Source organism: Pelagibacterium sp. H642 (assembly GCF_031202855.1).
In the GTDB taxonomy this organism is placed as follows: Bacteria; Pseudomonadota; Alphaproteobacteria; order Rhizobiales; family Devosiaceae; genus Pelagibacterium.
The window spans coordinates 2,188,944-2,209,192 of record NZ_CP101829.1; the positions used below are offsets into that span (position 1 = coordinate 2,188,944).

Below are 20,249 nucleotides of genomic sequence, written 5' to 3' on the forward strand. Positions count from 1 at the left end.
TTTTTGTGCCCGTCGGTGCCGGCTCGCTTACAGCTGCTCCTTCTGGGCGCCGGAATTGGGGCGGGCCTTGCCAAGGCTTGGCTGTTGGCCCAGGGGCTCGACATTTTCCACGACCGAGAATTCCGAGCGGCCGTCCAGGGAGCGGCCCGAGGTCCAGCGGCCTTCGGGGGTGGGTTCGTCGATCGAGGTGTTGAGGAAATAATAGGAGTGCGCGGTCGCCTCGTGCTCGGTGGGCGTGGAATTGGGGATCGGAAGCTGCTTTTCGAGCCCGCCCAGTTCCTCGATCACCGCCAGCCATTGCTGCTGGTGCATGGTGTCGCGGGCGATGAGGAAGCTCAGCATGTCCTTCATGCCGGGATCGTCGGTCATGTTGTAGAGCCGCGAGGCCAGAACGCGACCGCCGGCTTCGGCGGTGGCATTGGCCAGCATGTCGGCGCCGATATTTCCCGTGGCATAGACATGGCTCATGTCGAACGGCACGCCGTTGGCATTGACCGGCATGGCCGAAAGCCCGGACGAGAGGATGTGGCGGGGATTGGTGCCGGCGAGAATCGCGTTGACCACCGGGTCCTGAGCGGCTTCCTCCTGCAGCGAGAGCGGCGCGCCCTCGAGGTTGAGCGCCACGGCATGGCCGAGAAATTCGATATGGGACAGTTCCTCGGTCGCGGTCATCATCAGCAGGTCGCGATATTTGGCATCGCCCCGCGCGCCCATGGCCTGGAAGAAATATTGCATGGCGACGCGGATCTCGCCCTCGATGCCCCCGATTGCCTGCTGCAGATGGCGGGCAAATTGCGGATTGGGCTTATCCACGCGCACTTCGTATTGCAGCTTTGCCGAATGGTGAAACATGAATGCTCTCCTGGTTGAACTCGTGGCTCAACCAAGGGCGCGCTGTTTCGTTCAATCGGCGAGGCCGGGGCTAACACCGGTCAAGTCGATTCGGTGCTAAAGCCGGCCCGCCGCGATGATGCGTTCGAGAAATTTCCGCGTGCGCGGATTTTCGGGGGCCGAGAAGAGCTTTTTGGGCTCCCCTTCCTCGACGATGCGGCCGCCATCGAGAAAGCAGACCCTGTCGGCCACCTCGCGGGCAAACCCCATTTCATGGGTGACGATCACCATGGTCATGCCCTCGCCCTTCAGGCGCCGGATGATGGCGAGCACGTCGCCCACAAGCTCGGGGTCGAGCGCGGCGGTCACCTCGTCGAGCAGCAGCACTTCGGGCTTGGTGGCCAATGCCCTCACGATCGCGACGCGCTGCTGCTGGCCGCCCGAAAGCTGTTCGGGATAGGCCTTGCCGAATTCTCCCAGCCCGAAGGCGGTCAAAAGCTCCTGTCCGCGAGCGATCGCTGCGTTCTTATCCATCCCGTGCACCTTGATGGGCGCGAGCGTGATGTTTTCCATCACGCTCATATGGGGGAAAAGGTTATAGGCCTGGAAGACGATCCCGACCTTGCGGTAGAGCCCGTGCCGGCCCCAGGCGGGATCGTCCACCGACACGCCGTCGAGGGCGATGGTGCCGTGGTCGTATTCGGTGAGCTTGTTGATGCAGCGCAGAAGGGTGGACTTGCCCGAGCCCGAGGCGCCGATCAGGCAGACGACCTCATGGGGCGCGACCGAAAGGTTGACGTCGTCGAGCACCAGCGTCTCACCGTAATATTTGGTGAGCCCGGAAATTGTTACGCGAGGCTGTGTCACAAAACCCCCTGCAGGCGGCGTTGGCGGTCCTTGCGGGCGATGTAGTCGGTCAGTCGCGCCATGGGAATGGTGGCGACAAGGAACAGCAATGCCGCAGCAATCAGCGAAGAATAGTTGAAGGTCTGGGCGGTATAGATCTGCGCTTCGCGCACCGCGTCGCGCACCCCGATCACCGAAAGCAGCGCCACGTCCTTTTGCAGCGCGACGGCGAGGTTGAGCAGCACGGGGATCACGTTGCGCACCGCCTGGGGCAGAATGGCGTAGCGCATGGTCTGCCATTGCCCCAGGCCCAGCGCCTTGGCGGCGGCCCATTGGCCGTCATGGACGGCCTCGATCCCCGAGCGGTAGATCTCGGCCGAATAGGCGGCATAGGAAATCACCATGGCGGTGGCCCCCCAGAAAAGCGCCGAATTGGGCAGGCCGGGGAGGTTGAGCGCGGGAATGCCGAAGCCGAAGATCAACACCAAAAGCAGCACCGGCAGGCCGCGGAAGATATCGATATAAACGACGGTGAATACGCGCAGCGGCGCGAACCAAGGGCCGCTCAGCGCCCGGAACAGCGCCAGCACCAGCCCCAACGCCATGATGCCGAAAAGGCAGATCACCCAGATCTGGATGTTGAGCCAGAAGCCGCGCAGAACCTGGGGAAAGGATGCGGCCATGGCGCCCAGATCGAAGAACTGGCGCGCGATGCGCGGCCATTGCTCGGCCGAGGTGACGGTCACGGCGACAAGGCCGAAGACCAGCAGCACCATGACGATGGAGATCAGGGCAGGGACGAAACGCTCGGTGGCGCTCAGTTTCTTTTTGGCCGGGGGAAGCGGACGGCGGGAACCCCCATCGGGGTCCCCGCCGGTCGAACCTTGCGGCGATACGCCTAAACTCATTGAGTGATAACCGGCAGGTCGGGGTCTGCGATCAGATACTCGGCGACCAGCGCATCGATAACGCCTTCGCTCTGAAGCGTGGCGATCGCCTCGTTGACCCAATCGACCAGTTCGTTGCCCTGCTCGAAGATCAGCCCGTGGCCATAGTCGTTCTCGTCATGGGGCAGGATGGCGGCGATTTCGGCGTCGGGCACCTGCACGGCGGTGAGGTAGAGCGCGGTGGCCAGTTCGGTCGCCACCGCGTCGATCTGGTTGCCCTGCAGCGCCTGGAACAGGCCGACCTGATCGTTATAGACCGCCGCGTCATCGACCCCGATGATCTCGGCCACATAATCGAGATCGGTGGTGCCCAGCATCACGCCCCAGCGTACGTCGCGCAGATCCTCGAAGGTCCGCGCCTCGCTCACCGGCGAGCCGGGCATGGCGACCACGGCTTTCTCGGGCAGGTAATAGGGATCCGAGAACGTCGCGATCTGGCTGCGTTCCTCGGTCACCGAAATCTGCTGGATGCCGAAATCGTAATTCTTGGCCCCCGGCGCGATCGCCTGATCAAAGGTTTCGCGCACCCAGACAACGTCCTCGCGGTCGAACCCCATCTCCTCGGCCAGGGCATAGACCAGGGCGCTTTCGAAGCCCTCGCCATTGGAGGGATCGTTGTCCATCATCCAGGGCGGGAACACCGGATCGGAGGTGGCGACGGTGAGCTTGCCTGGGGTGAACAGGCGCGGATCGTCGGGCGTGTTCTCCTGGGCCTGTGCCGCCCCGGCGCTCAACGAGAGGGCGAGCGCCGCTGCGGCGATGATATGGCTGGGTGTCAATCTGGTCCCCGTCATGGTTGTTTCCTCGCGTCCAAGGGATGGGAAGCATCAAAGCGTGCGATATTATCGGGGTGAAGGTGACTCGCAAGCGTTTTGCGTGGAATGTTCGTCCCGATTGCGAAGGGGATTTGGCATATGAGCATACGCGGCCTCGATGGTGTCGCCGCTTTCCTGCGGGTTGCCGAGCGGCGCAGCTTCCGCGCCGCCGCCCTCGATCTGGGCGTTTCGGCCTCCGCCGTCAGCCAGGCCATCAGGGCGCTGGAAGCGCGGGTGGGTGTGGCGCTGGTCGCCCGCTCGACGCGCAGCGTGGGGTTGACGGAGGCGGGGGAAAAATTTCTCGCCCACGCAGCACCGGCCATGGCCGATCTCGCCGCCGGCTTCGAGGCGGCGCGGTCCCTGGGCGACCGTCCGGCGGGGCTCCTGCGGCTCACCGTTCCGCGTGCGGTGGTGGGGCCGGTGATTGAACCGGTGCTTGCCCAATTCTGCGCCGCCCACCCCGAGGTCGAGATCGAGATCGTTGCCGATTTGGGGTTCGTCGATATCGTGGAAGCGGGGTTCGACGCCGGCATCAGGCTCGCGGAGTCTTTGGATGCCGACATGATCGGCGTGCGGCTGACCCCGCCCTTCCGCTTCTGTGTCGTCGCCAACCCCGATTATCTCGAAATCCATGGCACGCCGAAACGTCCCGAAGACCTCGCCAGCCACCGCGCCATCGGTTTCCGCCAACATTCCTCGGGCGCCATCTATCGCTGGGAGTTCAATGAAGGGGGACGCGAGTTCGACATGGCGGTGCCCGGCCAGGTGATCGTCAACGACGAGGCGCTGGTGGTCTCGCTCGCGCTCAAGGGGCTGGGGCTTTCCTATGTGGCCGAGCCGATCGTCGCCCCGCACATCGCGGCGGGCCGGCTGGTGCCGGTGCTCGACCCCTTCTGGCCGGAAAGCCCTGGCATCTTCCTTTACTATCCCAGCCGCGCCCAGACGCTTCCCAAGCTCAGGGCCTTTGTCGAGCACATGAAGCGCTCGCGCGAGGCGATAATCGCCGCCAACTCATTGTGAAGCACAGCTTCACGGCTCGTGCCGATTCGGCTCGATTGTTGCACGCTTCTTTCGCCGCCATTTTGCTCGCAAAGCAAAACGGATGGACGAGATGAGCCAGGACACCGACAAGACCGATAAGCCCGCCAATCCCTCACGCCGCCGCATGCTGGGGGCGGCGGCGATCGGCACCGTGGCGGGGGCGGCGGCGGGTCTGGCCAGCGGCATGGCGCTGGCTGGCGCAACCCCTCCCCAGCCACCTATCCTCGATGGCCGCCGCCGTTTTGCGGACCAGACAGTGCTCATCACCGGCGCCACCTCGGGCATCGGCCGCGCCGCCGCCGAAGCCTTCGCCGCCGAGGGCGCGCGCGTTGTCTTTTGCGGCCGGCGCGAGCAATTGGGCGAGGAGGTTGCCGCCGGCATCCGCGACAATGGCGGCGAAGCGCTCTATATCCGCGCCGACGTGCGCGAGGAGGCCGATGTCGACGCCTTCGTCGCCCAGGCGGTCCAAGCCTATGGCGGCATCGATATCGCGCTCAACAATGCCGGGGTGACCTTCAACGATCCCCTCCATGAGATCGCCACGGCCGATTGGGACGATCTTTACGCGACCAATGTGCGCGGCGTCTTCCTCGCCATGAAGGCGGAAATCCCGCATATGCTCGAACGCGGCGGGCAGATCATCGTCACCTCCTCGGTCAATATCGTGGGCGCGCGTCCGGGGCTCGCCGCCTACAACGCCTCCAAGCGGGCGCTGGCCGGCATTGTCCAGACGGCGGCGCTCGAATATGGAACGCAGGGGATTCGGGTCAACGCCATCTGCCCGGGCGCCACCGATACCGAGATGATCCGTCGCGATGCGGGGTTCATCGATGCGCCCGATGCCGTCTGGCACGCCGGAGTGGGCGTCTGGGCGCGCTCCAACGTCCATGGCATGCAGCGGGTGGCCTCGCCCCAGGAAATCGCCGCCGCCATCCTTTCGATGGCTTCGCCGGAGATGACCTACCTCAACGGCTCGCTGTTCTTCGTCGATGGCGGGATGACATCGGCGCTGTAAACTTCGACCAGGCGGCCAATTGGGAGTATAAAGAGGCCGGGCATTTCCGCCGTGGAGGAGAAGGCATGATGGGCCACCGCATCTACAAGATCAGCGTCGCCAGCGTTTATCCCCACTATATCGCCAAGGCCGAAAAGAAGGGGCGCACCAAGGCCGAGGTGGATGAGATCATCCGCTGGCTCACCGGGCACAGCCAGGCTTCGCTAGAAGCCGAGCTGGAAAACAAGACCAGTTTCGAGGATTTTTTCGCCACCGCGCCTCGCCTCAATCCGGCGCGATCGCTGATTACGGGCGTCGTCTGCGGCGTCCGGGTCGAAAATATCGAGGAGCCGCTGATGCGCGAATTGCGCTATCTCGACAAGCTCATCGACGAACTCGCCAAAGGCAAGGCGATGGAGAAGATTCTGCGCGCCGAACCGGCTCAGTCCTGATCGAGCCGGGCATAGCCGCGCCGGTGCCAGAGCAGCGGCGCGCGATCGGGGAAGGATGCGGTGTGCATCACGATCCCTGCATAGAGGATGTGGGTATCCATCTCGATAGATCCGGCCAGCACGCAATCAAAGCTCGCCACGGCGCCATCGAGCCTGGGCTGGCCCGAGGCCCATTCGGCCCAATCCGCTTCCCCGAACCGGTCGGCGGGCCCCCAGCCGGCAAAGGCGTCGGCCACGGCCTGCTGATTTTCGGCCAGAACCGAAAGCGAAAAACGCCCGGCGGTTTCGATGGTCTGCGCCAATTCGGTATCGCGGGTGATCGAGACGAGGATCGCCGGCGGCTCGGCGCTGAGCGACAGCATCGCCGTTACCGTACGTCCGTGCCGCTCGGCACCGTCGCGGGCCGCAACCACGGTCACCGAAGCGGCGAGCGTGCTCATGGCGCCGGTGAATTGGGAGGCGGGTACGGCGTCGCGGGCAGCGGGGTGGTCGGCGCAGGCCAGCGCAAGGGTCGGAGCCGGATGGGCTGGCATGATTTTGCTCAGTTTCGTCATTCGCCTTGGGCGCGCAGGCGCCATTTGCCGGGGAGACGCGGCAGGACTTGATCTTGCGCGCCGTCCCCTGTATTTTCCAAGTAAGTGCTTTCTAAATGCCGCCCCGGAGCCATGTCAAGCAGCAAACCGGCCATCGAGTCCGACATCCAATCCGCCCAAAGCTGGAGCCCGCGCAACGCGGCCGAGCGCATCCTGTTCCATTTGAAGATGCACGGGGAAAAGACCGCCGCCGAGCTCGGCCGGGCGCTCGGCACCTCGGGCGAGGCGGCGCGCCAGCAGCTCGTGCGGCTGGCCGAAGAGGGGCTGGTGGAAAGCTGGAGCCAATCGCGCGGTGTGGGCCGGCCTTCCCAGTTCTGGCGCCTGACGGCTGGAGGTCAGTCGCGCTTTCCCGATACTCATGCCGCGCTCACCGTCGAGCTGTTGGGGATCGTCGGGGACACCTTCGGCCCCGATGCCCTCTCGCGCGTGATCGATGCGCGCGAGGAGCGGACGCGCACGCTCTATCGCAACGCCCTGGCCGATGCACGGACGCTTGGCGAACGCGTGGCCCGGCTGGCCGATCTGCGCTCCACCGAGGGGTACATGGCTTCCTGGGAAGCGGATGGGGAAGGGGGCTATATGCTTTACGAAAACCACTGCCCTATCTGCGCGGCCGCCACCGCCTGCCAGAATTTCTGCCGTGCCGAACTGGCGGTTTTCCGCGACGTGCTCGGGCCCGACGCCCATGTGGAGCGCAAAGACCACATCGTCATGGGCGCCCGCCGCTGCGCTTACCGGGTGACGCCGCTGTAGGTGGCTTTTCTCGCGCGATCGTGAGGGGGCTACCGCTGCGCCCCCCTCATCCGACCGCTTCGCCAGCCTGCCATTCGAGCCCCCGCCTTCGCGGGGGCAGGCGCCGTCTCATGGCCTTCCCGCCTCCAATCGTGCTACCGGTACGTTTGGCCAGAGGACGGCTCGAAGTCTCCCTCAAGGGGAGAAGGGGAGCTCTTGGCCGCATTTCGGCAAGAACGTAAGCGCTTGAGTTAGAGCCCCCTCTCCCCTGGTGGGAGAGGGCACGGGGGTGAGGGGCAGCCTATCGGCGGCATCCAGCGTGCGGGAAGGTCTGTCCATCGTTCACCATTATCGAATAATCAATGAACCATAGGCCGGATTATCCGACCGGCCATGCGCTCTATATTGGTCTCAACACGCAATGGGAGACCAACCATGCTCAATCAGATCAAAGGCCTGCATCACGTCACCTCCATGTCGCGCGATGCGGATGCCAACAACCGCTTTTTCACCTCGACGCTCGGCCTGCGCCGGGTCAAGAAAACCGTCAATTTCGACGAGCCCTCCGTCTATCACCTCTATTACGGCGATGAGGTGGGAACGCCCGGATCGGTGATGACCTATTTCCCCTTCCCCAACATTATCCGTGGCCGTCCCGGCACGGGCGAGGTGGGCGAGACGGTGTTCTCGGTTCCCGAGGGGAGCCTGGAATTCTGGAAGGAGCGCTTCGCTGAAAAGGGCGTCACCGGCATCGCGGCCGAAGAAAGCTTTGGCGAAAAGCGCCTGCGCTTTACCGCCGTCGATGGCGATCATTTCGCGCTGGTCGAAGCCAAGGGCGACGATCGCGCGCCCTGGACCGGCGGCAGCGTCAACGGCGACGAGGCCATCCGCGGCTTTGCCGGCGCCACGCTTCGCCTGCGCGAAACCGGGGCCACCGAGGAGCTTTTGAAGTTCATGGGGTACGAACACGCCGATACCTCCAGGGGCATCAAGCGGTTCGTGATTCCGGGCGGCAATGGCGCGGACGTCATCGATCTTCAGACGCTTCCCAACATGCCGCGCGGCGATCTTGGCGCCGGCTCGGTGCATCACATCGCCTTCGCCGTCGAAAACCGCGACGCGCAGGCCGAAGTGCGCAATGCGCTGCTCGATACGGGCTATCAGGTGACCCCGGTGATCGATCGCGACTATTTCTACGCCATCTATTTCCGCACCCCGGGCGGCGTGCTGTTCGAGATCGCCACCAACGAACCCGGTTTCGACCGCGACGAGGATACCGCGCATCTGGGCGAGGCGCTGAAACTTCCCACCCAGCACGAGCATCTGCGAAGCTGGCTGGAAACGCATCTGCCTGAGATCAAGGGTTAAGCCGGCCTGGTAGGACCGTTCAAGCGCTGCGCCCCCCTCATCCGACCCGGCTCTGCCGGGCCACCTTCTCCCCTGGTGGGAGAAGGGATGGGGATGAGGGGGCTCAGCGACTGCGCCGACCACAAATGCTATAGTTGGATCACATGACCTACATCACCAAAACCCACGACCCCAAAACCCCCGGCGCCCCTACGCTCGTGCTCTTTCACGGCACGGGCGGGGATGAGAACCAGTTCTTCGCGCTGGGCCGCCAGCTTCTGCCCGATGCCCGGCTCGTCGCCCCTCGCGGCGATGTTTCCGAAGGCGGGGCGTTGCGTTATTTCCGCCGCACGGGCGAGGGCGTTTACGATATGGACGACCTCAAGATCCGCACCGAGACGATGGCCGAGTTCCTCAAGGGGCTTGCCGCCGACGGGCCGCTGATCGGGCTGGGTTATTCCAACGGCGCCAACATCCTGGCCTCTGTGATGTTCGCCCATCCCGAGATCGTCGATGCCGCCGTGCTGATGCACCCGCTGATCCCATGGGAGCCCGAGCCGGTCGCGGGACTTGCGAACCGCAAGGTTCTGATCACCGCTGGACGGCGAGATCCCATCTGCCCGGCGCCGCGCACCCAGGCGCTTGCCGACTGGTTCGTGGACCAGGGCGCGACGACCGAGATCGCCTGGCATGAGGGCGGCCACGAGGTGCCCCAGAGCGAGCTCATGGCCATCGCGGCCTTCCTCAAGCCTTGGGCATAGAACGCCGGAATCGGCTGCAATGCTTTTGGCACCGGCTGTGCCACACCCACCACCATGTCACCCCGGGATTCATTCCCGGGGTCCAGCAGCAGCCTTTCCACACGCAACACCCTTATTTCCGGCCCCACACCTCAATGTCGATTTGCCTAAGCCAGCAGGTCGCTCCAATCGGGATGGCGGCGGAACTGAACGGCCACATAGGGGCATTGCGGCACGATCTTGAACCCGCCATCGCGCGCATCCTTTATGGCGCGCTTGACCAGTTTGAGGGCAATGCCACGGCCTTCGAATTCCTTGGGGACGCCGGTGTGGTCGATGACGATCGATCCGTCCGGGCGGCGGCGATAGGTCATTTCCGCCTGCCGGCCGGGCGCCAGATCGGCCCAATAGCGCCCGCGATCACCCTTTGTGGCGTGGTGGATATCGAGTTCGGTGTCCATGAGCGCTTCCTTGCCTGTTTGAACCGTAACGCCGAAGCGAGGCTTCCGGTTGACGAGTCGGTTCAGCCTCCGCACTCTCGGGCGGAAAATCAAGGAGCCAAGATGAGCCTGCCCCTCCACCACATGATCGAAAGCGGCCCGCGCCCGGTCGCCCCCTTCTCCCATGCCGTCGAGGCCGATGGCTGGGTGTTCGTCACCGGCCAGATGCCCACCGACCCCCAGGCCCCCGACGCACCGCTCCCCGAGGGGATCGAGGCGCAGACCCGGAGGGTGATGGACAATCTTTCGATCGTTCTCGGCGGCATAGGGCTGGCGCTCGAAAACATCACCATGGCACGGATCTATCTCACCGATTTCGAGGGGGACTATGCGGCGATGAACGCTGTCTACCAGTCCTATTTCGAACCCGGAAAGCTTCCGGCCCGGACGACGATCGGGGTCACGGGGCTGGCGGTGGGGGCGAAGGTCGAGATCGATCTGATTGCGCGGCGGCCTTAGAGCTTACCACTGACTCAGCGCCCCCCTCATCCCCGGCCCTTCTCCCACCAGGGGAGAAGGGGGCTCTTAGAGCGAGCGCTACTGACTTTTCGAGACTGCCAATAGCTGCCCTCCCTCTCTATGGAGGACGTGACCGTTGGAGTAGCGCTCCCGTTCTTTCTGTGAGACTGCCACGAGCTACCCTTCTCCCCTGGTGGGAGAAGGTGGCCGCGAAGCGGTCGGATGAGGGGGGCGCAGCACCTCGGCGGGCTCAGGCGTCAACGAGGATCTTCAATCTGTTCCCCGCCGGATCTCGGGTCTCGATCCCGCCTCCGATCACCTCCACCGGCGAGCCGGCTCGCTCGATCCGGTCGTGGATTTCCTTAAGCGTCTGCTGATCGGGCACGACGATGGTGAACCAGCGCAGCCCGGCTACGCCTGCCGGCGGCGTTCGGGGGTTGCGGCCGGCCCAGATGTTGAACGCAAGGATATGGGGAGCATAATCGAGGTTGACGTCGCCCATGCCGTAGCGGCGCGAGAGCAATTGGCCGGCAAAGCCGAGCTGGTCGCGGTAGAATCCCATGGCTGTATCGAGATCGTCCACATGCACATGCACGTGCCCGATCCGCGTGCCTTCGGGCATGGGGGCGAAGGGTGTGGCATCGCCGTCGAGCTCGGCCAGAAGTCCGGGCACGTCGATCGGCTCGCGCCCCGAATGGGGCCGTCCGTCCGGGGTCATGGCTAGCAATTCGTCGTTTTCGACGAACCGGCCGCGCCAGGGTGTTTCGAAGGTGATCTCGATGCCGTTGCCGTCCAGATCCCAAAGGTAAAGCGCTTCGGAGACCAGATGGTCGGTGGGCGAAACCCGGACCCGCGCGGCAGCGGCGCGGTTGAGCGCACGGGCGAAGTCGCGCCGGGTCGGCACGTGGATGGCCAAGTGATAGAGCCCCACGGTATGGGGCGCCACCGGCCCGGTGGCGCCGGTATGGAGCACGACCAGCACGTTTTCGCCGGCACCAAGTTCCAGCCGGTCCTCGTGCCGGCCGATCAGCGTCAGCCCGACAACGTCGCGCCAGATATCGAGGGCGCGTTCGGGGTCGGACACCGCGATATGGATGGCGCCCAGCCGGGTCGTGACGGGGACGAGGAGCGGCGTGGCCGCTGTGGCTTGGATGTCGGTCATGGCAAATCTCCGGCGGTCGCGGGCAAATGATCTTGCCGCCCAAGATAAGGCCAGTCGGCGTTCCGATTAAGTGGACGGCAGGCGACGGATTGTTGCCAATTGATGAATGACGGCAGCCGGGGCCCGGCGCGGAGCGGGGCGGATGAACAGCTCGGGGCGTTCTGAAGCCAGCGCCTCGAGTTCGCTTATCATGCCTTCGAGGTGCCGGTGCATGGCGCGGGCGGCGCGGTCGGCCTTGCCCGCCGCGATCAGCTCGACGATTTCGGCGTGCTCTTCGATGCCCAGGGCAATGCGGCGCATGGTGTTGGTCATCTGCCGCGCCCTGTCGAGATTGTTCCGCGCGGTGTCGACCATCGCCTTCATGCGCTTGTAGCCGAGCGGAGCGAGGAGCTGTTCGTGGAACTCGAGGTCGAGCTTATGGAAAGCGTCGCGGTTCTCGGCCGCCGCCACGTCGCGCTGGGCGGCGATATTGGCGCGCAGCCGTTCGATCACCTCGGGCGCCCGGCGCGCGGCGCAAATGCGCACCGCTTCGCCTTCGAGCGCCTTGCGGATGAAGATATATTCGCGAATCTCGGCAAAGGAGATGAACGAAACCACCGTGCCCCGCTGGGGCAGGATTTCCAGCAGCCCTTCGGCCTCGAGCCGGGCGAAGGCTTCGGCGACCGGCGAGCGGGAGACCCCGAGCCGTGCGCAGATCTGGGCCTTGTCGAGCATGGTGCCGGGCGGCAGCTTGAGCGAGACGATGGCGTCGCGCAATTGCGACGCGACCTCTGCGGCCATCGAGCCGCGGGTGAGTTCTGATGCGGGGGTCAGGAAGGAATAAGTGGTTTCGGCGGTCGCCATTCGGTCCGTCGTTGTCTCATTCAGGCCGAGCGGCCATTTGTATGATTATAACAGCAATGTTCCGCCCGGCAACGGGGCAAGCGGGGCGTCGCCCATGTTGCCTTCTTTGGCCTTTGCGCGTTCAATCGGGGGCAACCACAAGACGGAGGCCTCACCATGACCCTCACCTCAGCCCTTACCGAAAAGCTCGACGAGCCGCATCTGGTCGCCGCCGGCGGTTTCATCAACGGCAAATGGAACACGGTTTCCTCGCGCGGCAAGGTGTTCAGGGTCACCAATCCGGCAACCGGCGAGGTGTTGGCGCAGATCCCCGATCTTTCCACCCACGCAACGCGCGACGCCATCGATGCCGCCTATGCCGCCCAGCCGGCGTGGGCGGCGCTTTCGGCCAAGGAGCGCGCGGACCTGATGAAGAAACTCCATCGCCTGATGGTGGAAAAGGCCGATGATCTGGCCACCATCCTGACGCTGGAAATGGGCAAGCCCTTCAAGGAGGCGCGCGGGGAAATCCTTTATGGCGCGAGCTTTATCGAATGGTTCGCCGAGGAAGCCCGCCGCATCTATGGCGATACCATTCCCGGCCACACCGCCAATACCCGCATTTCGGTCATCAAGCAGCCCGTGGGGGTGGTCGGGATGATTACCCCCTGGAACTTCCCCAATGCCATGCTCACCCGCAAGCTCGCCCCCGCGCTTGCCGCCGGCTGCACGGTGGTCGCCAAGCCCGCCGCCGAAACCCCGCTCTCGGCGCTGGCCATCGCCCGGCTCATGGAATGGGCCGGCTTTCCGCCGGGCGTTTTCAACATCGTGCCGGGCACGGACGCGGCGGCCATCGGGGAGGAATTGTGCGCCAACCCCAAGGTGCGCAAGATCAGCTTTACCGGTTCCACCAATGTGGGCCGCATCCTGATGCGCCAATGCGCCGATGGCATCAAACGCATGAGCATGGAACTGGGCGGCAACGCCCCCTTCATCGTCTTTAACGATGCCGATCTGGACGCCGCCGTCGACGGGGCCATCGCGTCCAAATTCCGCAATGCCGGCCAGACCTGCGTGTGCGCCAACCGCGTCTATGTGCAGGCCGGCATCCACGATGCGTTCGTCGCCCGGCTCAAGGAAAAGATGGAAGGGCTGCGGGTCGGCAACGGCATGGAGGAGGGGATCGATATCGGGCCGCTCATCACCGACAAGGCGGTGGCCAAGGTCGAGGACTTGCTGGCCGATGCGCGCGGGCAGGGCGCCTCGGTTCAAATGGGCGGAGCTCCCATGGGCGAAGCCACATTCTATCCTCCGACGCTGCTGACCGGCGCCACCAAAACCATGCGGCTGGCGCGCGAGGAGATCTTTGGTCCGGTCGCTCCGGTGTTCAAATTCGAAACCGAAGCGGAAGTGATCGAACTCGCCAACGCCACCGAATTCGGCCTGGCCGCCTATTTCTATGCGCGGGACATATCGAAGGTCACCCGCGTCGCCGAGGCGCTGCAATATGGCATCGTGGGGATCAATACCGGGCTGATCTCCACCGAGGTCGCCCCCTTCGGCGGCGTCAAGCAATCGGGCTTCGGGCGGGAAGGCTCCAAATACGGCATCGAGGATTATCTCGACATCAAATATCTCTGCCTGGCGGTCTGACCCGCATCCGTAGCGCCACCAGCTTGCCGCTTACCAGCCGTTAGCACGGTCTCCCTATCGTTCATCGAGACGATAGGGAGACGATTCGATGCGGGCGGTTTTCGGCAAGATGCGGGCGAGGGCATCGGCGCGGCGCCGGCGCCCGCCTATGATTGCCGAACCGGCCCTGGCCTTTGTCGCGGTGGTTGCCCTGGGCTGGGTCGCCATCGAGCGAGGCTATGTCGATCTTCCCGCGCTCGACCTGCCGGCGGTCGCCGTCGCGCCCGCCGAAAGCATTTCCGCCCGGTTCACGCTCTGCTCGGGCGCGGGCGGCACCTGCGTCATCGATGGCGATACCGTCCGCATCGACGGCCAGTCGGTGCGCATCGCCGATATCGATACGCCCGAAGTGCAGAACTATGCCTGCCCGCAGGAAAAAGCGCTGGGTGACCGGGCAACCAACGCATGCTCACCCTGGTCAATGATGGCGCCTTCGCGCTCGCCCGCTGGGATGGGCGGGATGAAGACCAATATGGCCGCAAGCTCCGCGTTCTCGAACGCGACGGGCAGTCGCTGGGCATGATTCTCGTCGCCGAAGGTCTGGCGCGCCCCTGGGACGGCGCGCGCCGGAGTTGGTGCTAGGCGCGGTGGCGCATCCCGTCCACGCTCCAGTCGCCGGGGCCGGCAAAGAACAGGTACAGGAACACGAAGCAGTAGAGGATGGCGAATCCGCCCATATTGGAGGCCGGGAAAAAGCCCATCGGCGCATGCCCCATGAAATAGGCGACGGCCATGAAACCGCTGAGGATAAAGGCGGTGGGGCGGGTGAACAGCCCCAGCACGATGAGCAGGCCGCCCGCCAGCTCGAGAATGCCAGCCGTCATCAGCAGCGGATCGAGCGGCGGCATTTCCATGGGCGCGGTAGGCCAGCCGAACAGCTTTTGCGTGCCGGTCTGGATAAACAGCAGGCCGGTCATGATGCGCAGCACGGCCAAGGCCTTGGGCGCGTATTGGGACAGGGTGGTCGTCCAGGACGTCGTCGATCGGGAAGTCGTTTGCATTGAAGTCCCCTCGGTTGCTGGGAGCGATGCGATTCGCACCGCCAATACCCCGAGGACGGATGGTGGCCTGACTTACCGACACGCGCACGCGTTTTTTAGAGCATTTCAGCTTTTCTTTGAATCGCTTCAATATTCTAAGTCTTTGTTTGGTCGCGTGTCCGAACCGCAAAAGCGTTCCACTTTTGCTGGACACGCTCTAGTAGTGCGGCGGTGGCGGCTCGATCTTGCCGGTGCGCGCCATCTGCTCGACGGCGGCCATCTGGTCGTCGATCAACTGGAGCTGGCGCTTGAGGCTGTCGATCTCGCGCCACTGCTGGGCGACCACGGCATTCATCTCCTCGATGGTGCGGTCCTGATGGGCAAGCCGCTCCTCGAGGGCGGTCAATCTTTCTTCAGCGGACATTTGTGGCCCTAGTCGATGGTCAGAACGCCTGCGTCGGTCGGGGTGAAGCCGCAGGAGAGGTAGAAATCGCGCAAGTGCGGCTCGAAGTCCACATGCACTTTCTTGATCCCGCGCTGGCGCGCCACCTTGAGCGCCGCTTCCACCATGGTTTGCCCGATGCCGTGATCGCGGAAGTCAGGGTGTACGCACACATCGACCAGAAAGGCATGCACGCCCCCATCCCAGGCCATGTTGGCAAACCCGATCAGGTGGTTGTTCTGATACGCCGCCACGTGGGTGAGGCTGCGTTTGAGCACGGCGCGAAAATCGGTGAGTCCGTCGATTTCCCAGGTGGCGCGCCAGAGGTCGGAAAGCGTCTGCTGGCTGGGGAAGGGATCGATTCTGATGTCGACGACGTCCATGGCGAATCCTTGAGTGAAAATGAAAAAAATACGCGCGAAAAACGGATGGAACAGACAAAGGTTGCCGTTTCCCGCCTTTCATCGTAAAGTGACGATGAAAGAAACTCGACCGACCAAAGGGATCTCCATGTCCGCATCCAGCCCCGCCACCATCATCCGCGATCCCGTCTGCGGCATGAGTGTGGACCCGGCCACCGCCAAGCACCACGCCAGCCATGGCGGGCACGAATTCCACTTCTGCAATCCGGGTTGCAAGGACAAGTTCGCCGCCGATCCCGAGGCGTATATGATCGCCAAGGACCCGGTCTGCGGCATGGATGTCGATCGCTCCAACGCCAAATTCATGAGCAAGCATGCGGGCGAAAAATTCTATTTCTGCTCGGCCCGCTGCCAGGAGAAGTTCGAAGCCGATCCCGCCGCCTATCTCGGGGACCGGCCGGCGCCCGAGCCCATGCCCGAAGGCACGCTCTATACCTGCCCCATGCACCCGGAAATCGTAGAGGACCATCCGGGAGATTGCCCGCTCTGCGGCATGGCGCTCGAGCCCATGGGCGTGCCGGCCGCCGATTCCGGCCCCAATCCCGAGCTCGTGGATTTCTCCTTCCGCCTCAAGGTTTCGGCGGCTCTCACGGTGCCGATCCTTCTGATTGCCATGGGCCCGATGGTGGGCCTGCCGGTGCGTGACTGGATGGGGGAGACCACGGCCAAATGGGCCGAACTGATTCTGGCTACCCCCATCGTCGTCTGGGCCGCCGCTCCGTTCTTCAAGCGCTTCTGGTCCTCGCTCAAAAACCGCAGCCCCAATATGTGGACGCTGATCGGCATGGGCGTGGGCGCGGCCTATGCGTTCTCGGTCGTGGCGACGATCTTCCCCAACATCTTCCCCATGAGCTTCCGGCATATGGGCGGGTCGGTCCCGGTCTATTTCGAGGCCGCCGCGGTGATCATCACCCTGGTCTTTGCCGGCCAGGTGCTTGAACTGAAAGCCCGCGAGCAGACCGGTTCGGCCCTGCGCGCGCTGCTCGACCTCGCCCCTAAGACGGCGCGTGTAGTCCATGACGGCCACGAGCACGATGTCCCGCTCGAAAACGTCAAAGCTGGCGACATACTGCGGGTCCGTCCCGGTGATGCGGTCCCGGTCGATGGCGAGGTGATCGAGGGCAGCTCTGGAATCGATGAGTCCATGCTCACGGGCGAACCGCTCCCGGTTGAAAAGGCGGCCGGCGATCCCGTCACCGGCGGCACGCTCAACGGCAACGGCACGTTCCTGATGCGCGCCGACGCGGTGGGCGCGGCCACCAAGCTCTCGCGAATCGTCGAGATGGTCGCCAAGGCCCAGCGCACCCGCGCGCCCATCCAGGCGCTGGCCGATAAGGTCGCGCAATATTTCGTGCCCACCGTGGTGGTGGTCGCCATCGTCGCCTTCATCATCTGGTCGATCTTCGGTCCCGAGCCGGCCATGGTCTATGCGCTGATCGCCGCCGTTTCGGTGCTGATCATCGCCTGTCCCTGTGCGCTGGGGCTTGCCACGCCCATGTCGGTCATGGTCGCCACAGGCCGTGGCGCGCAGGCCGGCGTCCTGGTGCGCGAGGCGCGGGCGCTGGAAACCCTGGCCCGCGTCGACACCCTGATCGTCGACAAGACCGGCACGCTTACCATGGGCAAGCCGAAACTGGTCGGCGTCGATAGGGTCGATGGCGTTTTCGAAGCCGAGCTGCTTGCCCTGGCCTCGGGTCTCGAACAGGGCTCGGCCCATCCACTCGCCGAGGCCATTGTCGCCGGCGCCAAGGAAAAGGGCGTTTCGGGGCGGCGGATCGAGAATTTCACGTCCCACACCGGCATGGGCATTTCGGGCACCGACGATGGGGAACCGGTCGCGCTCGGCAATCTGCGTCTCCTTGATACTGTCGGCGCGGAGCTGCCCGGTGCGCTGCGCACCGCCGCCGATGGTCGCATCGCCGAGGGCCAGACCGCCATGTATCTGGTTCGCGGCAAGGCCGTGATCGGGGTCATCGGCGTTGCCGATCCCATCAAGTCCGAAGCGAAAGCCGCGCTCGATGCGCTTCATGCCGATGGCATCAAGATCGTCATGGCCACGGGGGATGCCGAAGGCACGGCGAACGCCGTGGCGCGGCAATTGGGGATCGACCAGGTCTTCGCCCAGGTGATGCCCGAGGATAAGCTGGAACTGGTCAAGCGCCTCAAGGCGCAGGGCAAGACGGTCGCCATGGCTGGCGACGGCATCAATGACGGCCCGGCGCTGGCCGCCGCCGATGTGGGAATTGCCATGGGCACGGGCGCCGACGTCGCCATGGAAAGCGCCGGCATCACGCTGGTGGGCGGGGAATTGAACGGCATCGTCCGGGCCCGCAAGCTCGCCCACGCGACGCTCAAAAACATCAAGCAGAACCTGTTCTTCGCCTTCGCCTACAACACGGCCGGGGTGCCGATCGCGGCGGGCGTCCTGTTCCCGGTGTTCGGCGTCCTCCTCTCCCCCATGCTCGCCGCCGCCGCGATGTCGCTCTCCTCGGTGTCGGTTATTGGGAATGCGCTGCGGTTGCGGGGGATCAAACTCTAGCGGCGGATAACCCGGCTACCTCAGCGCCCCTCACCCCAACCCTCTCCCCAGCGGGGAGAGGGAGGAACTTGCGGAAGCGCCTGCGCCAAGCTTTTCTTCGCCCCGCTGGGAGAAGGTGGCCGCGAAGCGGTCGGATGAGGGGGCGCAGCGCTTGCGAAAAGAACCATCGTCGCGGCCCTGCCAAGCATCCGCCCACCACCTTGGCGAATGCCCGCCGAGCGTATAGAAAGCGCCGACGCATTGGTGGGAGGGTGCTTATGTTCGTTGTCGCGGGGGAAAGCCTTATCGATCTGGTCGCCAAGCCGCGCAGCGATGGCCCGCTGGAGATGGGCGCTCACCAGGGCGGCTCCCCCTACAATTGCGCCATTGCCCTTGCCAAGCTCGGTCAATCCGCCGGTTTCCTCTGCCCCATCTCCCGCGACACCTTCGGCGACCTCCTGATGGACCCGCTGGAAAAAGCCGGCGTCGTTCCGCTCGTCAAGGAGCGCTCGGAGTGCAACACGACGCTTGCGGTGGTCACCCGCAACGCCAAGGGCCTTCCCGCCTATGCCTTCTATCGCCAGGGCACGGCCGAGCGTGACATCTCCCGCAAAAAGCTCCTCGCCGCACTGCCGGAAAGAATCGATCTCTTCCAGATCGGCGGCTTCCTGCCGATCGAGCCCGAGGATGCGGAAATCTGGCTCGACGTGGTCAAATCGGTCGCCCAACGCGGCGCAGTTCTCTCCATCGACCCCAATGTTCGCCCCTCGCTGATCTCCGATTTCGCCGGCTACAAGGAGCGGCTGGGCGCCTTCCTCGATCTCGCCCATATCGTTAAGGTTTCCGACGAGGATCTCGCCGCTCTCGATCCGGGCAAGTCTGTTGACGAGCACGCGCAAGAGCTTCTTGCCCGCCCCAATGTCGAACTGGTCGTCGTCACCATGGGCGAGGACGGTTCGCGCGCCTTCACCGCTTCCGCCCAGGCCCGCGCCTCGGTCCATCGTCCGGAAAAGTTCGGCGACACGGTCGGCGCCGGCGACAGTCTCATGGCCGGCATCCTCACCGCGCTCTCCGATCGCGGGGCGCTGGAAAAGGGCAGGATCGGCACTCTGGATGCCGATGCGCTGGAAGCCGTCCTCACCTTCGGCGCCGTCACCGCCGGGCTCAATTGCGGCCATGTCGGCTGCAACCCGCCCACACGCGCCGAGGTCGAGGCGGCGCTGGGCCGCATCTGAGCCCATATTGCTGCCGGATTGGCAGGCAACCATGCCGGCAGATCGAACCCGCCGCACAAGGATTCTCGCGCCATGAAAGCCCTCTTCGCCGCCCTCGCCCTGTCCTTCGCCGCGGCTCCGGCCATGGGGCAGGCGGTCAGCGAATATACCGAATACGATGTCGAAGCCGATTGCAGCGTCGTCGGCCGCTCGCTGGACGGGGAGGGGGATTGGGCCGATTTCGTCTGTCCGGGCTATGCCGGCTATCCCTTCGTCATCCGTTACACCGATGGGCGTGAATCGGCCACCTACGGCTTTGCAACGGAATCCGGCATGTCGACCTTCTCACCCTTCAACTACGCCAATGGCACGGTCGAATGGCGGGTGCGGATCGATCGCGATATCGAAATTCCCGTCGCCGCCATCCAGCGCTGGTTTCTCGCCGATATCGACGGCAATTGGAGCCGGGAAGTGCTCGTGGTCTCCCGCGTCGGCCAACCCGATGGGGGCGGCGCGTGCGCGGTGGCCTATATCGACGCCCAGACCGAAGGCGCCAACCAGCGCGCCCGGCAAGCCGCCGACCAATTGGCCGAAACCTTCACCTGCGGTTCCGATCAGCCGATGGTCGAGGAAACGGTCAGCGACCTCGTCCCGGCCGGGTAGCGGCAAGGGGGCAAAGGCCCCTCACCCGGATTGCCGA

General features: G+C 64.5%; 23 protein-coding genes. 12 read left to right on the forward strand and 11 right to left on the reverse strand.

Features of this window, described 5'->3' with window-relative positions:
* Positions 1–27: 27 nt before the first annotated feature.
* The 4 genes from NO934_RS10790 to NO934_RS10805 all read right to left on the reverse strand — a co-directional run bounded on the left by NO934_RS10790 (position 28) and on the right by NO934_RS10805 (position 3,418).
* Entirely contained in the window at positions 28–852 is an 825-nt protein-coding gene (locus tag NO934_RS10790) for a manganese catalase family protein (RefSeq protein WP_309159956.1), read from the reverse strand.
* 96 nt (positions 853–948) lie between these two features.
* Complete coding sequence (locus tag NO934_RS10795) at positions 949–1,698, reverse strand: amino acid ABC transporter ATP-binding protein (protein WP_309159957.1); 750 nt, start codon at positions 1,696–1,698, stop codon at positions 949–951.
* Positions 1,695–2,585: an amino acid ABC transporter permease gene (locus NO934_RS10800; RefSeq protein ID WP_309159958.1), complete on the reverse strand. Its 891-nt coding sequence runs from the start codon at positions 2,583–2,585 to the stop codon at positions 1,695–1,697. Before NO934_RS10800 ends, NO934_RS10795 begins: the two co-directional genes overlap by 4 nt.
* Positions 2,582–3,418: an ABC transporter substrate-binding protein gene (locus NO934_RS10805; RefSeq protein WP_309159959.1), complete on the reverse strand. Its 837-nt coding sequence runs from the start codon at positions 3,416–3,418 to the stop codon at positions 2,582–2,584. Before NO934_RS10805 ends, NO934_RS10800 begins: the two co-directional genes overlap by 4 nt.
* A 120-nt stretch (positions 3,419–3,538) precedes the next feature.
* Here NO934_RS10805 and NO934_RS10810 point away from each other — a divergent pair, with 120 nt between their 5' ends.
* The 3 genes from NO934_RS10810 (at position 3,539) to NO934_RS10820 (ending at position 5,926) form a co-directional block, all read left to right on the forward strand.
* Positions 3,539–4,459 carry a LysR family transcriptional regulator gene (locus NO934_RS10810; RefSeq protein WP_309159960.1) on the forward strand — a complete coding sequence of 307 codons (921 nt, stop codon included), beginning with the start codon at positions 3,539–3,541 and terminating at the stop codon, positions 4,457–4,459.
* 91 nt (positions 4,460–4,550) lie between these two features.
* Positions 4,551–5,495: an SDR family oxidoreductase gene (locus tag NO934_RS10815; protein ID WP_309159961.1), complete on the forward strand. Its 945-nt coding sequence runs from the start codon at positions 4,551–4,553 to the stop codon at positions 5,493–5,495.
* 65 nt (positions 5,496–5,560) lie between these two features.
* Positions 5,561–5,926, forward strand: coding sequence for a DUF2200 domain-containing protein (locus tag NO934_RS10820; protein ID WP_309159962.1), 366 nt, complete (start codon positions 5,561–5,563; stop codon positions 5,924–5,926).
* Here the strand turns inward: NO934_RS10820 and NO934_RS10825 are convergent.
* Positions 5,917–6,459, reverse strand: coding sequence for a flavin reductase family protein (locus tag NO934_RS10825; protein ID WP_309159963.1), 543 nt, complete (start codon positions 6,457–6,459; stop codon positions 5,917–5,919). The two genes, NO934_RS10820 and NO934_RS10825, sit on opposite strands and share 10 nt — an antisense overlap.
* Before the next feature lie 132 nt (positions 6,460–6,591).
* On the opposite strand from NO934_RS10825, the gene NO934_RS10830 reads away from it, so the two are divergent.
* The 3 genes from NO934_RS10830 (at position 6,592) to NO934_RS10840 (ending at position 9,359) form a co-directional block, all read left to right on the forward strand.
* A complete protein-coding gene (locus NO934_RS10830; protein WP_309159964.1) occupies positions 6,592–7,272 on the forward strand; it encodes a transcriptional regulator in 681 nt (226 codons plus the stop codon).
* Positions 7,273–7,686: 414 nt separating this feature from the next.
* Complete coding sequence (locus tag NO934_RS10835; protein WP_309159965.1) at positions 7,687–8,619, forward strand: VOC family protein; 933 nt, start codon at positions 7,687–7,689, stop codon at positions 8,617–8,619.
* Positions 8,620–8,762: 143 nt separating this feature from the next.
* A complete protein-coding gene (locus NO934_RS10840) occupies positions 8,763–9,359 on the forward strand; it encodes an alpha/beta hydrolase (RefSeq protein WP_309159966.1) in 597 nt (198 codons plus the stop codon).
* Positions 9,360–9,505: 146 nt separating this feature from the next.
* Here the strand turns inward: NO934_RS10840 and NO934_RS10845 are convergent, their stop codons facing one another.
* Entirely contained in the window at positions 9,506–9,799 is a 294-nt protein-coding gene (locus NO934_RS10845) for a GNAT family N-acetyltransferase (RefSeq protein ID WP_309159967.1), read from the reverse strand.
* Between the two features lie 123 nt (positions 9,800–9,922).
* Here NO934_RS10845 and NO934_RS10850 point away from each other — a divergent pair, with 123 nt between their 5' ends.
* Positions 9,923–10,297 carry a RidA family protein gene (locus NO934_RS10850; RefSeq protein WP_309163701.1) on the forward strand — a complete coding sequence of 125 codons (375 nt, stop codon included), beginning with the start codon at positions 9,923–9,925 and terminating at the stop codon, positions 10,295–10,297.
* A gap of 250 nt (positions 10,298–10,547) precedes the next feature.
* On the opposite strand, the gene NO934_RS10855 is transcribed toward NO934_RS10850, so the two are convergent.
* Both NO934_RS10855 and NO934_RS10860 read right to left on the reverse strand, forming a co-directional pair.
* Positions 10,548–11,459, reverse strand: coding sequence for a VOC family protein (locus NO934_RS10855; RefSeq protein ID WP_309159968.1), 912 nt, complete (start codon positions 11,457–11,459; stop codon positions 10,548–10,550).
* A gap of 66 nt (positions 11,460–11,525) precedes the next feature.
* The gene (locus NO934_RS10860) at positions 11,526–12,302 is read right to left on the reverse strand and encodes a GntR family transcriptional regulator (protein WP_309159969.1); all 777 of its coding nucleotides are present in this window, start codon (positions 12,300–12,302) and stop codon (positions 11,526–11,528) included.
* A gap of 156 nt (positions 12,303–12,458) precedes the next feature.
* On the opposite strand from NO934_RS10860, the gene NO934_RS10865 reads away from it, so the two are divergent.
* Both NO934_RS10865 and NO934_RS10870 read left to right on the forward strand, forming a co-directional pair.
* Positions 12,459–13,934 carry an NAD-dependent succinate-semialdehyde dehydrogenase gene (locus NO934_RS10865; RefSeq protein ID WP_309159970.1) on the forward strand — a complete coding sequence of 492 codons (1,476 nt, stop codon included), beginning with the start codon at positions 12,459–12,461 and terminating at the stop codon, positions 13,932–13,934.
* Between the two features lie 88 nt (positions 13,935–14,022).
* Positions 14,023–14,496, forward strand: a complete 474-nt coding sequence (locus NO934_RS10870) for a hypothetical protein (protein ID WP_309159971.1) — start codon at positions 14,023–14,025, stop codon at positions 14,494–14,496.
* Positions 14,497–14,551: 55 nt separating this feature from the next.
* Here NO934_RS10870 and NO934_RS10875 read toward each other — a convergent pair whose 3' ends face one another.
* The 3 genes from NO934_RS10875 to NO934_RS10885 all read right to left on the reverse strand — a co-directional run bounded on the left by NO934_RS10875 (position 14,552) and on the right by NO934_RS10885 (position 15,778).
* A complete protein-coding gene (locus NO934_RS10875) occupies positions 14,552–14,974 on the reverse strand; it encodes a DoxX family protein (protein ID WP_309159972.1) in 423 nt (140 codons plus the stop codon).
* A gap of 196 nt (positions 14,975–15,170) precedes the next feature.
* A complete protein-coding gene (locus NO934_RS10880) occupies positions 15,171–15,377 on the reverse strand; it encodes a SlyX family protein (protein WP_309159973.1) in 207 nt (68 codons plus the stop codon).
* An 8-nt stretch (positions 15,378–15,385) separates the two neighbouring features.
* Positions 15,386–15,778 (reverse strand): GNAT family N-acetyltransferase, encoded by a 393-nt coding sequence (locus NO934_RS10885; protein WP_309159974.1) that lies wholly within the window; start codon positions 15,776–15,778, stop codon positions 15,386–15,388.
* A gap of 127 nt (positions 15,779–15,905) precedes the next feature.
* On the opposite strand from NO934_RS10885, the gene NO934_RS10890 reads away from it, so the two are divergent.
* The 3 genes from NO934_RS10890 to NO934_RS10900 all read left to right on the forward strand — a co-directional run bounded on the left by NO934_RS10890 (position 15,906) and on the right by NO934_RS10900 (position 20,212).
* Positions 15,906–18,356: a heavy metal translocating P-type ATPase gene (locus NO934_RS10890; RefSeq protein WP_309159975.1), complete on the forward strand. Its 2,451-nt coding sequence runs from the start codon at positions 15,906–15,908 to the stop codon at positions 18,354–18,356.
* Between the two features lie 257 nt (positions 18,357–18,613).
* Positions 18,614–19,570 carry a carbohydrate kinase gene (locus tag NO934_RS10895; RefSeq protein ID WP_309159976.1) on the forward strand — a complete coding sequence of 319 codons (957 nt, stop codon included), beginning with the start codon at positions 18,614–18,616 and terminating at the stop codon, positions 19,568–19,570.
* 72 nt (positions 19,571–19,642) lie between these two features.
* Positions 19,643–20,212 carry a hypothetical protein gene (locus NO934_RS10900; protein WP_309159977.1) on the forward strand — a complete coding sequence of 190 codons (570 nt, stop codon included), beginning with the start codon at positions 19,643–19,645 and terminating at the stop codon, positions 20,210–20,212.
* Positions 20,213–20,249 lie beyond the last annotated feature (37 nt).

Coding starts and splice junctions, on each gene's coding strand:
- NO934_RS10885 (WP_309159974.1), bottom strand. CDS start 15,778: ATGGACGTCGTCGACATCAGAATCGATCCCTTCCCCAGCCAGCAGACG.
- NO934_RS10815 (WP_309159961.1), top strand. CDS start 4,551: ATGAGCCAGGACACCGACAAGACCGATAAGCCCGCCAATCCCTCACGC.
- NO934_RS10800 (WP_309159958.1), bottom strand. CDS start 2,585: ATGAGTTTAGGCGTATCGCCGCAAGGTTCGACCGGCGGGGACCCCGAT.
- NO934_RS10825 (WP_309159963.1), bottom strand. CDS start 6,459: ATGCCAGCCCATCCGGCTCCGACCCTTGCGCTGGCCTGCGCCGACCAC.
- NO934_RS10890 (WP_309159975.1), top strand. CDS start 15,906: ATGTCCGCATCCAGCCCCGCCACCATCATCCGCGATCCCGTCTGCGGC.
- NO934_RS10845 (WP_309159967.1), bottom strand. CDS start 9,799: ATGGACACCGAACTCGATATCCACCACGCCACAAAGGGTGATCGCGGG.
- NO934_RS10820 (WP_309159962.1), top strand. CDS start 5,561: ATGATGGGCCACCGCATCTACAAGATCAGCGTCGCCAGCGTTTATCCC.
- NO934_RS10840 (WP_309159966.1), top strand. CDS start 8,763: ATGACCTACATCACCAAAACCCACGACCCCAAAACCCCCGGCGCCCCT.
- NO934_RS10790 (WP_309159956.1), bottom strand. CDS start 852: ATGTTTCACCATTCGGCAAAGCTGCAATACGAAGTGCGCGTGGATAAG.
- NO934_RS10870 (WP_309159971.1), top strand. CDS start 14,023: ATGCGGGCGGTTTTCGGCAAGATGCGGGCGAGGGCATCGGCGCGGCGC.
- NO934_RS10810 (WP_309159960.1), top strand. CDS start 3,539: ATGAGCATACGCGGCCTCGATGGTGTCGCCGCTTTCCTGCGGGTTGCC.
- NO934_RS10805 (WP_309159959.1), bottom strand. CDS start 3,418: ATGACGGGGACCAGATTGACACCCAGCCATATCATCGCCGCAGCGGCG.
- NO934_RS10850 (WP_309163701.1), top strand. CDS start 9,923: ATGATCGAAAGCGGCCCGCGCCCGGTCGCCCCCTTCTCCCATGCCGTC.
- NO934_RS10835 (WP_309159965.1), top strand. CDS start 7,687: ATGCTCAATCAGATCAAAGGCCTGCATCACGTCACCTCCATGTCGCGC.
- NO934_RS10895 (WP_309159976.1), top strand. CDS start 18,614: ATGTTCGTTGTCGCGGGGGAAAGCCTTATCGATCTGGTCGCCAAGCCG.
- NO934_RS10855 (WP_309159968.1), bottom strand. CDS start 11,459: ATGACCGACATCCAAGCCACAGCGGCCACGCCGCTCCTCGTCCCCGTC.
- NO934_RS10880 (WP_309159973.1), bottom strand. CDS start 15,377: ATGTCCGCTGAAGAAAGATTGACCGCCCTCGAGGAGCGGCTTGCCCAT.
- NO934_RS10865 (WP_309159970.1), top strand. CDS start 12,459: ATGACCCTCACCTCAGCCCTTACCGAAAAGCTCGACGAGCCGCATCTG.
- NO934_RS10830 (WP_309159964.1), top strand. CDS start 6,592: ATGTCAAGCAGCAAACCGGCCATCGAGTCCGACATCCAATCCGCCCAA.
- NO934_RS10860 (WP_309159969.1), bottom strand. CDS start 12,302: ATGGCGACCGCCGAAACCACTTATTCCTTCCTGACCCCCGCATCAGAA.
- NO934_RS10875 (WP_309159972.1), bottom strand. CDS start 14,974: ATGCAAACGACTTCCCGATCGACGACGTCCTGGACGACCACCCTGTCC.
- NO934_RS10900 (WP_309159977.1), top strand. CDS start 19,643: ATGAAAGCCCTCTTCGCCGCCCTCGCCCTGTCCTTCGCCGCGGCTCCG.